Annotated in this window: 12 protein-coding genes; 7 read left to right on the forward strand and 5 right to left on the reverse strand. The window is 65.8% G+C overall.

Annotated elements, in window-relative coordinates; all coding sequences use genetic code 11:
- Positions 1–6: 6 nt before the first annotated feature.
- Both LOY51_RS26150 and LOY51_RS26155 read right to left on the reverse strand, forming a co-directional pair.
- The gene (locus tag LOY51_RS26150) at positions 7–1,026 is read right to left on the reverse strand and encodes an ABC transporter substrate-binding protein (protein ID WP_125861065.1); all 1,020 of its coding nucleotides are present in this window, start codon (positions 1,024–1,026) and stop codon (positions 7–9) included.
- Between the two features lie 18 nt (positions 1,027–1,044).
- Positions 1,045–1,944, reverse strand: a complete 900-nt coding sequence (locus LOY51_RS26155) for a TauD/TfdA dioxygenase family protein (RefSeq protein WP_125861067.1) — start codon at positions 1,942–1,944, stop codon at positions 1,045–1,047.
- A gap of 268 nt (positions 1,945–2,212) precedes the next feature.
- Here LOY51_RS26155 and LOY51_RS26160 point away from each other — a divergent pair, with 268 nt between their 5' ends.
- Entirely contained in the window at positions 2,213–2,554 is a 342-nt protein-coding gene (locus tag LOY51_RS26160) for a tryptophan synthase subunit beta (protein ID WP_110992037.1), read from the forward strand.
- Positions 2,555–2,584: 30 nt separating this feature from the next.
- On the opposite strand, the gene lapD is transcribed toward LOY51_RS26160, so the two are convergent.
- Both lapD and lapG read right to left on the reverse strand, forming a co-directional pair.
- A complete protein-coding gene (gene lapD / locus LOY51_RS26165; protein WP_258643711.1) occupies positions 2,585–4,531 on the reverse strand; it encodes a cyclic di-GMP receptor LapD in 1,947 nt (648 codons plus the stop codon).
- Positions 4,532–4,541: 10 nt separating this feature from the next.
- Entirely contained in the window at positions 4,542–5,234 is a 693-nt protein-coding gene (gene lapG / locus LOY51_RS26170; protein WP_125466029.1) for a cysteine protease LapG, read from the reverse strand.
- A gap of 276 nt (positions 5,235–5,510) precedes the next feature.
- Between lapG and LOY51_RS26175 the strand changes: the two genes are divergently transcribed.
- The 6 genes from LOY51_RS26175 (at position 5,511) to LOY51_RS26200 (ending at position 13,038) form a co-directional block, all read left to right on the forward strand.
- Entirely contained in the window at positions 5,511–6,203 is a 693-nt protein-coding gene (locus LOY51_RS26175; RefSeq protein WP_125861071.1) for a GntR family transcriptional regulator, read from the forward strand.
- Positions 6,204–6,236: 33 nt separating this feature from the next.
- Positions 6,237–6,809, forward strand: coding sequence for a hypothetical protein (locus tag LOY51_RS26180; protein WP_125861073.1), 573 nt, complete (start codon positions 6,237–6,239; stop codon positions 6,807–6,809).
- Between the two features lie 588 nt (positions 6,810–7,397).
- Entirely contained in the window at positions 7,398–8,174 is a 777-nt protein-coding gene (locus tag LOY51_RS26185; protein ID WP_125861075.1) for a DUF3050 domain-containing protein, read from the forward strand.
- Positions 8,171–9,100, forward strand: coding sequence for a diiron oxygenase (locus tag LOY51_RS26190; RefSeq protein WP_125466034.1), 930 nt, complete (start codon positions 8,171–8,173; stop codon positions 9,098–9,100). The genes LOY51_RS26185 and LOY51_RS26190 overlap by 4 nt, the downstream gene beginning before the upstream one ends.
- Before the next feature lie 10 nt (positions 9,101–9,110).
- Positions 9,111–12,542 carry an amino acid adenylation domain-containing protein gene (locus LOY51_RS26195; protein WP_258643715.1) on the forward strand — a complete coding sequence of 1,144 codons (3,432 nt, stop codon included), beginning with the start codon at positions 9,111–9,113 and terminating at the stop codon, positions 12,540–12,542.
- Positions 12,543–12,570: 28 nt separating this feature from the next.
- A complete protein-coding gene (locus LOY51_RS26200; protein ID WP_110992030.1) occupies positions 12,571–13,038 on the forward strand; it encodes an SRPBCC family protein in 468 nt (155 codons plus the stop codon).
- 72 nt (positions 13,039–13,110) lie between these two features.
- Here LOY51_RS26200 and amaA read toward each other — a convergent pair whose 3' ends face one another.
- Positions 13,111–14,397: an L-pipecolate oxidase gene (gene amaA / locus LOY51_RS26205; protein ID WP_125466037.1), complete on the reverse strand. Its 1,287-nt coding sequence runs from the start codon at positions 14,395–14,397 to the stop codon at positions 13,111–13,113.
- Positions 14,398–14,454 lie beyond the last annotated feature (57 nt).

A 14,454-nucleotide genomic window follows, 5' to 3' on the forward strand; every position in this document is an offset into this window, starting at 1 on the left:
GGTCGGTCAGCTCCCCTGCAACGGGCGTTCATCCTGGAAGAAGTAGTCCTTCCACGACGCCGGCTTGTTCTTGATCGCACCGACGCGGTAGAGGAAGTCGGCCAGCTTGTAGGTGTTCTTCGGGGTCACGGTGAATTCGTACTGCGGGTTGTCGATCAGCTTGATCAGCGCGTCGCGGTCGATTTTGGCCTTGGTCACGCGGATGTAGGTGTCGGCGGCGGCCGCCTTGTCCTTCTGGGCAAAGTCGGCGGCTTCGGCCAGGGCATCGACGAAGGCTTTGTAGGTCTTGGGGTTGTCCTTGCGGAATTTCTCGGTAGCGAACAGCAGGGTCGGCGAGTTGGGGCCGAGCAGGTCATAGCTGTTGAGCACCACGTGGACATTCTTGTTGGCCAGCACCTGGTCCTGGAACGGCGGGTTAGAGAAGTGCCCGTTGAGCTCGGTGCCGCCAGCCAGCAATGCGGCGGTGGCATCCGGGTGCGGCACGGCCAGGGTGTACTTGTCGAGGCGGTTGTACTCCTTGTCGCCCCACTGCTGCGCGGCGGCATATTGCAGGAAGCGCGATTGCACCGAAACACCCACCGCCGGCACGGCGATACGGTCCTTTTCGCTGATGTCGGCGATGGTCTTCACGTTGGGGTTGCTGCTGACCAGGTAGTACGGGAAGTTGCCCAGCGAGGCCACGGCCTTGACGTTCTGCCGGCCTTTGGTGCGGTCCCACACGGTGAGCAGCGGGCCGACGCCGGCGCCGGCGATATCCACCGAGCCGGACAGCAATGCGTCGTTGATCGCCGCGCCGCCCGAGAGCTGGGCCCAATCGACGGCGATGTCGATGCCCTGCTCCTTGCCGTGCTTTTCGATCAGTTGCTGGTCACGTACCACGTTGAGCAGCAGGTAGACGATGCCGAACTGCTCGGCGATGCGGATCTTGCCCTCGGCGTGGGCCACGGTCGGCGCCGCGAGGCTGCCTACAACCAGACTGGCGCCCAGGCCGATGCTTGCCGCCAGGCGGCTGATGGATTTGCGCATGATGTTTTTCCTCAGTCGTCAGTACGGGGCGTCGCCCTGGATGGTGGTGCGGTACAGCTTGCGCCGCAGGTGCGCGGGGCAGCCGGTGGCCAGGTGGATCAGCGAGCGGTTGTCCCAGAACACCAGGTCATGGGGCTGCCACTGATGGCGGTAGATGTTCTGTTCGAGCACGCTCAGGGCGTACAGCTGCTGCAGCACGTCGCGGCTTTCGTCATCGGGCAGGCCGACGATGCGGGTGGTGAAGCCTTCGCTGACGAACAGCGCCTGGCGCCCGTTCTCCGGGTGGGTGCGCACCACCGGGTGGATGACTTCCTGCACCTGGGCCAACTGCTCGGCGCTCAAGGTCGGGCGCCAGTTGCCTTCGAACTTGGTCTCGGCATAACGCGCGGTGTAGGAGTGGGCGGCGTCACGGCCCTTGATGACCTTGCGCAGGGCATCGGGCACGGCGTCCCAGGCCTTGTGCATGTCGGCGAACAGGGTGTCGCCGCCCTCGCTGGGCAGCTCCTGGGCATGCAGCATCGAACCCAGGCTCGGCAGTTCCTTGTACGACAGGTCCGAATGCCAGAACTTGCCGGCATCGCCCAGGCCGATGTTGGCACCGCCCTCGATGATGTTGGACACGATCAGGATCTCGGGGTGGCCGGCCAGCAGGAACTGTTTGAGCACGTGGATCTGCAGTTCGCCGAAGCGGCGGCTGAAGGCGATCTGTTGCTCGGGGGTGATGCGCTGGTCGCGGAACACCAGTACGTGGTGGTCCAGGTGGGCGCGATGGATTCGGTTGAAATCCTCGGCGTTGACCGGTCGGGTCAGGTCGAGGCCGACGATCTCGGCGCCGACGGCACCTGTGAACGGGCGGATTTCGAAGGTTTGCGGCAAGGCGCTGTCGATGGTCGACAAGGCGTTCGAGGCGGCTGGCATTGTTCACTCCCACGCAAGTGCGCGACTTCCAAGGCGCGCAACGATCAGAAACGCACGGGGATTGCCCGTGTGGGTTCGAGTCGTGCGGCGCGCCGATTGGTCGGCAGGTACGCAGTGGCAGTGACTATAAAGTCATAAGAACAATAATTTAAATACCTTTAATGCATATGCATATGAGGCTGTGCCGTGCCCGCGGGCCAACACGCCCGGCGAACTTTGCCTATGCTGCTGGCTACCCAAAGGAATCTTGATGACGAGGGACGACGCCATGTTCTACGTGCAACGCGACGCCGACGGCCAGTTGCTGCGGGTAGAAGCAGCCCCCTATCACGGCTACACGGAAATGCTGTCCGCCGACCAGGCGGAAGTCCAGGCATGGCTCGCCGAGGACGCCGTCGAGAACAGCCTGCAGCAGCTCAAGCAGAGCGACCTGGACATGATCCGGGTGCTGGAGGACCTGATCGAGGTGCTGACCGCCAAGGGCGTGTTCAGCATCACCGACCTGCCCCCAGGCGCCCAGGCCAAGCTGCTGAGCCGCTCCAGCGCGCGCAAGGCCCTGGGTGGCCTGAACAACCTGATCGAGGAGGATGAGCACGGCGGGCTGATCTGAGGCTTGCCAGCGCCCTGCCCGGCGCTGGGCTCAACGCCAGGGCGCCGGCCGCCCCACCCGTTGCCCCTGAATGCCCTGTACGCCCATCTCGCACAGCACCTTCAACTCCCCCTGGGTTTCCACCTGTTCGGCTATCAGTGGCAGGTCGATGCTGTGTGCCGCCCGTTGGATGGCCTCGATGAACAGGCGCTTGTGCTGCTCGTGGTCGATGTTGCGGATGTAACCACCGTCGACCTTGAGATAGGCCAGGCCCAGGTTGGCCAGGTTGCCGATCATGCTGAAGCGCCCGCCAAAACGCTGCAGGGCCAGGCTGAAACCCAGGCCGTGCAGGCGCCGGGTGAACTGCTCCAGCACGGCCTGTTCGGGCAACTGCTCTTCGCCAATTTCGAAGGTCAGCCGCGGCCCCAGTGCGCGGTGCTGGCCCAACAGCGCGTAGACGCGCTGCAAGGCCTGGGCATCGGCCAGGGTCGCGGCTGACAGGTTCAGCGCCAGCGCCGCGTGGTGCCGTGGCAGATGCTTGAGTACCCGCTCCAGCATCAGCGCATCGAGCCGCGCCATCCAGCCGAAGCGCTCCAGCCAGGGCAGGAAGCACCCGGCGGCCAACGGCTCGCCCTGGCCGTCCTGCAGCCGTGAGGTCACTTTGAAATGCAGGATGCGTTGCGGTGCCTGGCAGTCCACCACAGGCTGGAAGAACAGCTCGAACTGCCCTTTGCTCAGGGCCTGGTCGAGGCGGCTGTGCCAGGCTTGCTGGCTGCCGACGGCCTGGGCTGCCGGCCCCTGTTCCAGGCATATCCAGCTCGGCGTGGCTTGGCTCTCGGCCCGGGCAAGGGCCTCATCGGCCTGGGTGAGCAGGGCCTGTGGCTCATCACCCGGGGCATAGCTGACCAGGCCGATACAGGCCACCGGGGCAACATCGCTGGCACCGGTCTCGTGCAGGCTTTGCAGGCTGGCTTCCAGGGCCTGGGCCAGCTCGATCGCCTCGTCATGCACCAGGCCCGGCGCCAGCACGGCGAACTCGCCCCCGCGGCTGCGGGCGATCAGGTCATGGGTTTGCGGGTAGCGGGCGCAGGCCCGACGCAGCTGTTCGCCCACCGCCTGCAGCAACTGGTCGCTGCGCTGGCCACCCAGGCGCGCGTTGAGGCCGGTGAGATCCTGCACGCGCAACAGCAGCAGGTAACCGGCGCGGGCCTCCTCCAGGTTGCTGACCTGGGCACTGAGCTGCATCTCGAAGTATTGGCGGTTGGCCAGGCCCGTGAGGCTGTCCTGGTAAGCCTCATTGCGCAACTGCTCGCTGCGCTCGGCCTGCTCGCGGAACAAGGCTTCGAGCTTTTCGACCATCTGGTTCATCGCCTGCACCACCCGGCGCAGCTCAGGCGTGCGCGGCAGTTCTGGCAGGCTGAGGAATTCGCGCCGGGCAATGGCGTGGGACTGCGCCACCATGTAATCCAGCGGCCGCAGCTGGCGGCGCAGCAGCAGCGCGCCAAGCACCGCACTCAGCACGCCGCACAGCAACAGCCAGCCCAGGCTGCCCAGGGCGCTCTGCCAGAGCTTGGCCAGGGCGAACATCGGATGGCTGATCACCTCGACCCGCGCCGCCTGCTGCCAGCCACGGCTGACGATCGCATCGCCACCGGCCGGTTCCAGGTTGGCCAGCCGGATGAACCAGGCCGGCACACCTGCGCTGTCGGGTACGGCGTGGCGCTCGACCAGCACGGCGTTGGTGCCCTGCTCGATGACCTTGATGCTGGCGTAATAACCGCTGTCGAAGATCGAACTGACCATCAGCTCGACCATTGCCGGGTCGTCGATGTTCGGCGTCAGCGCCAGCGCCAAGGCGGTCGCGGCATCCTGGGCATGGGCGCGCAGCTGGTTGATGTACTGGCTGCGCGAGCTCTCCAGGCTGACCATGAAACTGCCGCTGAAGGCGACCACCAGGAGCAGGCAAATGGCAAGCAGCAATTGTTTGAACAGTGACATCTGTGCTCCTTCAGTAAACCGGCTCGGCCGGGAAGCCCTCGGCCTGCATTTTCTTCAGCAACCCCTGCCAGCGCGACAGGCGCTTGGTATCGCCGACCTTCTTGTTGCCGCCCGCCCCCGTCAGCCACAAGCCCTCGCCGTTGAAAGCGTACACCGGCAACAGGTCAGTACGCTGGCTGGCCGGCTTGATCGCGTCCATCAGGCTGTCGAGCACCAGTGGCTGGGCCTGTGGGCTTGAATAATAGGTCAGGACCATGTGTGCCCGGTTCTGCCGCAGGGCCTTGACGTAAGTGATGCGCAGTTTGTCGGCGGGAATGCCCAGGCGCCGCAGGCTGAAGTACTTGGCGATGGCGTAGTCCTCGCAGTCGCCGGCCCCCTTGATCAGCGACTGGACCGGCGTGGCCCAATAGTCGATTTCGCGCCACAGGTCGATGTCCTCGACATAGCGCAGCTGCGTGTTGAAGAACAGGTTGACCGCTTGTAGCTGGCTCAACTCGCTGCCCTGCTGGTGGCTCGCCAGCAGGCGCTGCCAGGCGTCGATGCGCCCCTTGCCGGCGCCAAGGGGCCCGTAGAGGGCCTGGGCACGGCTGCTGATCTGCGCGAAGTCCCAGTCCGCCTGCGTAGCGCCCAGCAACAAGCAGCCCAGCAGTGCGGCAGCACCGATTCGGCGTACAGTCCTTGTAATGGCCCAAGGTATCGCCACTGCGAACACCCGTTCAGAATCAGTTGGAAGCCGCGATGGTGCGGGCAGGTATGGCAAAAGACAATGGCAGGTTGTGGCCCGTTTGCCAGCCGTCGGCAAACCTGCTTCGTACGGGCTGCGGTCTTTTCGCCGACTTCCCAAGGCCTGCGACTTGCTTCACGATAGCCGCGTTTCTTCACCGGCTGCAGGCCTCGCCAAGCAAGCGGTTTGACAAGACCCCCGTTCCCTCACTAGGGTTATTGGATCCAATTTTCATGTTGCCGAGGCAAAACCCGCGTGGCTGAGAAACCCAAACTCCTGAGCACCGTGCTGGGCAGCGAGCAAGTCCCTGCGCACCTGGCCCGCAGTGTGATCGAAGAACGCCTGCGCAGCGCCATCCTCGATGGCCGCCTGCCCCCAGGCACCGCCTTGCGCCAACAGGAACTGGCCTCGTTGTTCGGCGTCAGCCGAATGCCGGTACGCGAAGCCTTGCGCCAGCTCGAAGCGCAGTCGCTGCTGCAGGTGGTGATGCACAAGGGCGCGGTGGTCGCACCGCTGATCGGCGAGGACGCCGTGGACACCTATGCCCTGCGCGTCATCCTCGAGACCGAGGCCCTGCGCCAGTCGATCCCGCGGCTCGACGCCGATGACATTGCCCTGGCCCGCAGTTACATCCAACAGCTGGAAAACGAAGCCCGCCACGCCGAGATCGGCCGCCTCAACCGGCTGTTCCACATGACGCTCTACAGCAAGGCGGGGAACCAGAAGCTGCTGCGCCTGATTGAAATCGAGCTCAATGAAGAAGAACGCTTCCTGCGCTTCCACCTGTCGTCCATGGGGCTCGGCAAGCTCACCCAGGACGACCACATCGCCCTGACCGATGCCGCCAGCGACAAACTGGTGGACGAAGCCGTCAGGCTGCTGGAAGCGCACCTGAACAATGCCGCCCGGACCATCAGGAAATACCTCGACAGGCAAACTGCCGGCTGATCCAGCGGCAGGTGTCCGGCAAGAGGAACGCCCGTGCACGAGCACACTCCACAGGCAGGGACTCCTGCGCAACTGCCCAGCATTCGCCTGATCTGCCTGGCCAGCGATCGCCAGCAGCTTATCCAGTACCGCACCTGGTCCCGTGCCTTGAGCGACCCCATCGAACTGGTCGCCGTCGACATCAGCGCCACCGTGCCCGCTGATGAACTGGCCGCCCCACAGTCCCTCCCTTCGCTGGCCCGGACCCTGGCCAGCCGCCTGCAACCCTTCCTGGCTCACCCCCACGCCCTGTTTGCCCAGGATCACGCCGCACACCTGGCGCTGGCCCTGACCTACCTGGCACAGCGCAGCAACCCTGGGCAAACCCGACGTTTGTTTGTTTCCAGCTGTGACAGCCCTGACGCCACCGAAGGTGGCCTAACCGAGCACCTCCAGGTGCCGGTGACCGCGTTCTATCCCCCCGACACGCTGACCGCCATGCTTGGCTGGCAGCGCCTTGCCCGCCGGGAGCTCGAGCTTGTCGAGCTGCCGGCCCACAGCCGGCCTGGCGAGCAACGCCTGATCAGCATCCTCAATGCCCACCTTGGGCTTCTCTGTTTCGCCTGACCCCACCTGTTTTCACGCCCGTTATCACGGCACCTGCAGCGCCCGGTCCATCGCAGACCATGGCGGTGCCAGCCTTTTGAGCACACTCTACACACTGCAGCGGCCGCTGATCTTCAGCGGACCTGGCCGTCTGCAGCCACTTCCACCCGCAGAAGGAGCCTGCCACCGGGGCCAGGACCGCAGCACGATCAGCCGCCCCTTAACAGTTCAACGTCTTCAACACCCATTCATCAGTGCTCCGAGTGAAGCATTCACTCCTTGTTTGTTTTTCTGATAGTTAATTATCGGAAGGAGCACCTTATTGCCAAATTAAAACTTTCAAATAAGTTTTAACGCACTCGCTCAACTTGCAAATAATCAAACTTCAAAATAATTAAAAAAACAATTGCAGCAAACTTTGTCATTGCTTTAAGTTCTGTCTCACCCCGTGCAACAGTGCGGCGGAAACCGTGAACAGAAGCCCGCAACACCCCATGCGGCCTAGGCTTATTGATCTGCAGCGAAACTTTATTCGGGGCACTTGCTCGCCCTGAATATAGTGAGCACGGACAACTTGCCACACTTAAACCAACATCCAATGGAGCCTCCATGAGCACATTGAAGCGCACACTCGACCATAAAAAACATGCACTTTCCCAACACCCGCTGTTCTCCGAAATCGACTCGTTGGCAACCTTGCGACGGTTCATGGAAACCCATGTATTCGCGGTATGGGACTTCATGTCGCTGACCAAGCGCCTGCAGCAGGAACTGACCTGCGTCAGCCTGCCCTGGCTCCCCCCTGCCGACCCGGCCGCTGCACGGCTGATCAACGAGATCGTGCTCGGCGAGGAGTCGGACGACCGCCTCGACCACGGCCACTACAGCCATTTCGAGCTGTACTTGGACGCCATGCGCGAAGTCGGCGCCAGCACCCAGGCCATCGAGCGCTTCATCAGCCTGCAACAGCAAGGCGTCGATGCGCTCAGCGCCCTGGTGCGTTGCGAAGCCAGCGACGCCGCGCAGCGCTTCGTCCGCGATACCCTCGAAGTGGCCCTGCATGCGCCTGCCCACCGCGTGGCCGCGGCCTTCCTGCATGGCCGGGAAAGCGTCATCCCGACCATGTTCCAGCAGATCCTCGACGAGTGGGGCATCGGCAGCGAACAGGCCCCGACCTTCCGTTACTACCTGCAGCGCCATATCGAAGTCGACTCCGAGGACCATGGCCCCGCCGCGGAGCAGCTGCTGGCCCGCCTGGTCGAGCATGACCCGGTGCGCCAGGAGGAGGTGCATGCCGCCGCCATCGCCGCCGTGGACAGCCGCATGGCCCTGTGGGATCGCCTGCGCGCCGCGCTGCAGGCGCCGGTCGCCGAGGTCAACCCATGAACGCCGTGGACTACCGCTCCTTCGCCGACGCCTGGGAGGCACGCGCAACCATCCGCACCCGCCCCCGGCGCCGGCTGGAGGACGACCAGCGGTTGATCTACCCGCTGAGCCGCCAGCCGCTGGTGCTGGGTGCCACCTTCCAGCGCGAATGCCCGCAGCTGCGCGACTTCGTGCTGGTGCAGAGCCTCTACAAGTTCATCAACGACGTGGTGATCTTCGAGACCGAGATCGTCGACCGGACCGCCCGGCGCATCGCCAAGGATCGCTTCGCCGTGCGCTTCCCGTTCGCCTGCCGCTACGACGCGATGACCGTGGTGGTCGACGAGGACTACCACGCCCTGGTGGCCATGGACTTCCTGCAGCAGACCATCGCCCTGACCGGCATCGCACCGATCGCCCTGCCCCAGGAGATCGAACTCAGCCGGGCGATCCCGGCGGCGCTGGAGCAGGTGCCCGAAGCGCTGCGCGACGCGTTGGAGCTAGTGTGCGTGGGCATCGCCGAGAACACCCTGACCGACGATGTCGCGGCGTTCGCCCGGGATGATTCGGTCAAGCCGTCGGTCAAGGGGCTGATGGCCGACCACCTGCTCGACGAAGGCCGCCATTCGAGCTTCTGGGCCCGCCTCACGCGGATCTACTGGCAGGCCGCGCCAGAGGCCGAACGGCAAGCGATCGCCAAGGTGCTGCCGGTGTTCCTCGGCCAGTACCTGACCAACGACATCCAGCAGGCCTTCGACTTCGCCCTGATCGCCGCGCTGCCGGTGGACGAGGCGGTGCGCGAGGCCCTGCGCGAGGAGGCTCGGGGCCTGGCCTACCCGATCAACCACCAGCACCCGCTGCTGGGCAACATCCTGCGTTTCCTGCGCAGCAGCTCGATGCTCGAATCGGCCTGCGTGCAGGACGCGCTGCGCGACTACCTGCCCTGAGGAACCGATCATGAGACGCCTCGACATACTCCTGGTGGGCACCAGCCCCGCCATCGGCGCCTTTGCCCGCCTGCTCGACGAACATGGCCATGGCACCACCACGGCGGACAGCCCGCAGGCCCTGCGCCAGCAACTGTCGCCCGCCACCGGGCTGGTGGTGGAGGACGGCAGCCTGGCCCTGGCCAGCGGCGACTGGCAGGCGCTGGGCAGCACGCCATTGCTCAGGCTGCGCCTGGGCGCCCGCTTGGGCGAAACCTTGCCGCACCTGGAAACCCTGTGCTGGTGCGGCAGTGCCAGCGCCCAACGCCTGATCGAGCGGCTGCCGGTGCCAGCGCCGGAATCGGGCAATGGCCAGCAACTGTACCAAGACAGCTTGCAGGCCTTGTGCGATCAACTGGCCCTGCACGTCACCCGCTTTGCCCGCAACCCGCAGCACCTGCAGGAGGCGCCAGCGGTCAGCCCCGGCGCCAGCGAACACGAGCACGGCCTGGGCTGGCTGGAGGCGTTGGCCTACCGGCATCCGTTCAACCGTGCGCTGCGTGCCGACCTGCTGGAGCAGGCCCAGGGCAGCCTGGTCGGGCAGCTGGAGCGGAGCCTGCGCCGGCACGCCGCATCCCCGGCATTGCATGACGCTGGCCAGCGCCATAGCTATCGCCAGCTGCACGCCCGCACAGCCGCCATCCAGCAAGCCCTGCTACCGCTGCTGGCCGGCGCCCACGCGTCCCCGCCGGTGGTGGCGGTCTGCATGGGCAAGTCGCCCGAGCTCTACGCCAGCCTGCTGGCGGTGCTGGGTTGCGCCGCCATCTACCTGCCGCTGGACCCGGCCACGCCAGCGGCGCGGCGCCAACGCATCCTCGACGATGCCGGCGCCTGCGTGCTGCTGCATGACGGCCAACTGCCTGCCGCCATCGCCCACCTGGACGTGCGTGACATAGCGCCCTTGGAGGGCCCTGAGCTGCCAAGCCTGGTACTGGGCGAAGCGCACGTCGGGCAACCCTGCGTGGCGATCTACACCTCCGGCACCACCGGCCAGCCGAAGGGCGTGCTGCTCAGCCAGGGCAACCTGACGCATTTCATGGCCTGGTACCGCGAGCACGTGGCGCTGGATCGGCACAGCCGGGTACTGCAGTTTTCCACCATCGGCTTCGACGCCTCCTTGCTGGACATCCTGCCGACCTTCGCCTGCGGTGCCGAACTGGTGCTGCCTGGCGAAGACCAGCGCCGCGACCCGCGGCAACTGCTGGCACTTATCCACAGCCATGAAATCACCCATGCGTTCCTGCCGCCGGCCCTGTTGAGCATCCTGCCGCGCGACGGACACCTGGGCCTGCAGCACCTGATCACCGGGGGCGATGTCTGCGAACCCGAAGTGATCGCACGGCTGGCCGGGCAGTGCCGGATGCACAACATCTACGGCCCGACGGAAACCACGGTGCTGGCCACCACGCGGGTAATGGCGGCGGATGACAGCAACCGCAACCTCGGGCTGCCGATCGCCAACACCCAGGTGCTGATCCTCGATGAAGCCCTGCGCCCGGTGCTGGAGCAGGCCCCCGGCGAGCTGTACATCGCCGGGCCCGGCGTTGGCTTGGGTTACCTGAACAATCCGCTGCTGACGGCCGAGCGCTTTGTCGAACTGGGCTTGCCCGATGGCCGCTCGCTCAGGGCCTACCGGACCGGCGATATCGGCAAATGGACCGCCCAGGGCATCGAGCTGTGCGGGCGACGCGACAACCAGGTGAAGATCCGCGGCTTTCGCGTGGAGCCCGAGGAGATCGAGCACTGCCTGCGCGACGCCCGCCTGTTCGCCCAGGTGGCGGTGGTGATCGACCCCCAGCGGCGGGTGCTGGCCTTCCTCGCCCACCCGCAAAGCGCCGAGGCCCTGGCGCTGCTGCGCGAGCACGCCGAAAGCAGCCTGCCCGACTACATGCGCCCGATGTTCTACCAGGTGCTGGAGCAGATGCCCTACACCGCCAATGGCAAGGTTGACCGCCAGGCGCTGCTGCTGCGGCCACTGGCCTTGCCGGCGCAGCAGCGCCTGCAACCGCAGACCGCCACCGAGCATCAGTTGCGCGAGGCGTGGAGCGAATTGCTGGAACTGCCCGAGGCCGATATCGCCATCGACGACAGCTTCTTCAACCTGGGGGGCCACTCGATCCTGCTGTCGCGCCTGCTGCTGGAAGTGCGTGAACGCTTCGGCCAGGGGGTGGCGATCAACCGCTTCATCGAGCAACCGACCGTGCAACGCCTGGGCGCGCTGCTCGACGGTGTCGAGGCCGTGCAGCAAAACCCTCTGGCCCGCCCTGAACAGGACGCGCAGCGCGAACTGGGCCTGCGGGTGCTGCCGGTGGAACGACTGGGCGATGTGCACAAGGTGATCGTCACCGGCGCCAACAGCTTCGTCGGCGTGCACCTGGTCGAGGCGCTGCTGGACTGGGGCGCCAGCGAAGTGGCCTGCCTGGTACGCAGCGCCAGCGGCCTCACGGCTAGCGAACGCTTCGCCCAGGCGCTGCGCGACAACCAGCTGGAGCTGGACATGGCCCGCGTGCGGGTGTTCGAAGCCGACCTGCGCCAGCCGCGCCTGGGGCTGGCCCAGGCCGACTACGACTACCTGGACCAACACTACGGCGCGCTGCTGCACAACGCAGCGCAGGTCAACCATGTGCTCGACTACCAGGCGCTGGCCGCCGACAACATCGAGCCGCTGTTCGAGTGCCTGCAGTTGTGCGAGGGCCGGCGCAAGAAAATCTTCAACTTCGTCTCGACCCTGTCCGCCTGCAGCGCAGTGGACAGCGCCGGCCAGGTGCTGGAGGCCGAGCCTGCGGCGACCCCGCCGCTGTACATCCGCAACGGCTACAACCTGAGCAAATGGGTCGGCGAGCGCATCCTGCAGCGCGCCCGCGCGCAAGGGGTGTGGGTCAACCTGTTCCGCCCCGGCAACATCACCTTCGACAGCCGCACCGGCGTCTGCCAGCCCCACAGCAACCGCCTGATGCTGATGCTCAAGGGCTCGCTGCAGTTGGGCCAGGTGCCGCGTCTGGAGATCGATTTCGACCTGATGCCGGTGGACTTCCTCGCCCGTTTCATCGCCTTCCACAGCAGCCGCCACCAGCCCGGCGAATGCGTGTTCAACCTGCACAACCCCGAGCCGCTGCGCTGGAGCGATTACCTGGCGTCGTTCCGCGAGCAGGGCCATGCCTTCGAGCTGGTCAGCGTCGAGCACTGGCAACAGCGCCTGCGCCGAATCGACCGCGACAACGCGCTGTATGACGTCCTCGGTTTCTACCTGGACGGCTTCGGCGAAGACATCGGCGACATCGGCGGCATTGCCCACGACAACGCCCGCGCCGGCGTGCGGCGCATGGGCAGCCATTACCCGAGCAAGAGCCCGGCGCTGCTGCGCCGGGGCTGCCGCTACCTGGCCGACATCGGCTTCATCTGACCTTTATCCACAACCGGAGCAACACGACATGCAAGCACTCAAGCCCGATACCCTGATCCGCAACCCCGAAGGCTGCCGCGTGGTGTCCAGCGTGGACATCGCCGCGCCCGCCGCCAGCGTCTGGAACATCGTCGGCAACTTCGCCGGCTTCCCGGTGTTCATCCCGGCGCTGGCGCACATCGACATGACCGGCAGCGGCGTGCGTTCGGTGCGCAAGAAGCTGTTCAAGGACGGCAACGTGGTGATCGAACAGCTCAACGCCCGTGATGAGCAGGCCATGCACATGACCTGGAGCCTGATCTACACCAGCCTGAACATCGGCAACCTGTGGGCGGCGATGGCCGTGGAGGCGCTCGATGCCGGCCACAGCCGCGCCACCTGGACCATCCAGGCCGAACCCCAGCAAGGCGGTCCCGAAGCGCTGCCAGGCTTCCAGGCGTTCCTGCAGGGCTTTGCCGATGAGGCGATGAACAATGTGAAAAACCTGCTCAGCTGACCCCGCCCAACGACAAAAAGCCGCGTCCCCCGGGGGCGCGGCTTTTTGTCGTTGAGCAACCCTGCCGGCGGCTTACAGCACCACGCGCAGGCACTGCCCGGCGTGATACAGCGAGAACCCCGACTCATAGAACGCCGTGCGCAACGATGGCGCACTCACCCCTTTCATCGGCGAGAACGGGATCGGCAGGCTGTCCGGATCGTCCTTGAGCAGGAACTCGGCGAACGCCCGGCCAATCACCGTACCGGTGGTGTTGCCACGGCCGTTGTAGCCAGTCACCGCCACCAGCCCCGGCGCCGGCTCGAACAGGCGCATCAGGTGGTCGGGGGTGAAGTCGATGCAGCCGGTCCAGTGCATTTCCCACTCGACCTTGCCCAGCTCCGGGTAGTAGTGGCTCTGGATGCGGTCGGCCCAGCTGCGCACGAACCACGCAGGCTTGTTGTCGACCCGGCCCAGGCTGCCAAGCAGCAGGCGGCCCTGGTCGTCGCGGCGGATGCTGCTGAGCACGGTGCGGGTGTCCCACGAGCCCTGGCCATGGGGCAGGACCTTGTCGGCGGCCGCGCCCTGCAAGGGCTTGGAGGCCACCTGGTAGTAGTAGCCACGGAAGAACTGCTTCTGCAGGTTGCTCCAGTCGCCTTCGGTGTAGGCGCCGGTGGAGATCACCACTTTGTCGGCGCGCACCGCGCCGCGCGCGGTCTTCACCCGCCAGGCAGCGCCGTCGCGCTCCAGGCCCTCGACAGCGGATTGCTGGAACAGCTTGCCGCCCAGGCGGGCCACGGCGCCCGCCAGGCCCTGGGTGTAGCCCATGGGGTTGATGGTGCCGGCGCGGCGGTCGAGCAGCGCGGCGGAAATCTTGTCGGTACCGCAGTATTCCTGGCATTGCGCGCCGGTAAGCAGCTCGACATCGGCGCCACGGCGCGACCATTGCTGGTGGCGGGCTTCGAGGTCGGCGATGCCGGTGGCGTTGTGCGCCATGTGCAGGGTGCCTTTGTGCTGTGCCTGGCAGTCGATACCCAAGCGCTCGATCATGGCGAACACCTCGCCCGGCGCCTCGCCCAGCACCTTGTTCAGGCGGCTGCCTTGCTTGTGGCCGAGGGTGGCCTCGACATCATCGGGGCGGATCCAGGTGCCGGCGTTGACCAGGCCGACGTTGCGCCCGGAACCGCCGTGGCCGATCTTCCAGGCCTCCAGCAGGATCACCGACTTGCCTTGCTCCAGCAGGTGGATCGCCGCGGACAACCCGGTGATGCCGCCGCCGATCACGCAGACATCGGCCTTGTGCTCGCCGGCCAGGGCCTGGGCGGCGACGGTCGGCTGGGTGACGTGTTCCCACAGACATTCTTGACGCAGTTCGGACATGGCCCGGCTCCAGCAAAATTTTATTCTTGTTGCGGCCCTATCGCCGGCAAGCCGGCT

It is taken from the genome of Pseudomonas sichuanensis, assembly GCF_024749065.1.
Lineage (GTDB): Bacteria > Pseudomonadota > Gammaproteobacteria > Pseudomonadales > Pseudomonadaceae > Aquipseudomonas > Aquipseudomonas sichuanensis.

What these genes read in the sequence shown, in the direction of transcription:
- LOY51_RS26155 (WP_125861067.1), bottom strand. Translation starts at nt 1,944, where the DNA reads ATGCCAGCCGCCTCGAACGCCTTGTCGACCATCGACAGCGCCTTGCCG.
- LOY51_RS26200 (WP_110992030.1), top strand. Translation starts at nt 12,571, where the DNA reads ATGCAAGCACTCAAGCCCGATACCCTGATCCGCAACCCCGAAGGCTGC.
- LOY51_RS26195 (WP_258643715.1), top strand. Translation starts at nt 9,111, where the DNA reads ATGAGACGCCTCGACATACTCCTGGTGGGCACCAGCCCCGCCATCGGC.
- amaA (WP_125466037.1), bottom strand. Translation starts at nt 14,397, where the DNA reads ATGTCCGAACTGCGTCAAGAATGTCTGTGGGAACACGTCACCCAGCCG.
- LOY51_RS26190 (WP_125466034.1), top strand. Translation starts at nt 8,171, where the DNA reads ATGAACGCCGTGGACTACCGCTCCTTCGCCGACGCCTGGGAGGCACGC.
- LOY51_RS26160 (WP_110992037.1), top strand. Translation starts at nt 2,213, where the DNA reads ATGTTCTACGTGCAACGCGACGCCGACGGCCAGTTGCTGCGGGTAGAA.
- LOY51_RS26150 (WP_125861065.1), bottom strand. Translation starts at nt 1,026, where the DNA reads ATGCGCAAATCCATCAGCCGCCTGGCGGCAAGCATCGGCCTGGGCGCC.
- LOY51_RS26185 (WP_125861075.1), top strand. Translation starts at nt 7,398, where the DNA reads ATGAGCACATTGAAGCGCACACTCGACCATAAAAAACATGCACTTTCC.
- lapD (WP_258643711.1), bottom strand. Translation starts at nt 4,531, where the DNA reads ATGTCACTGTTCAAACAATTGCTGCTTGCCATTTGCCTGCTCCTGGTG.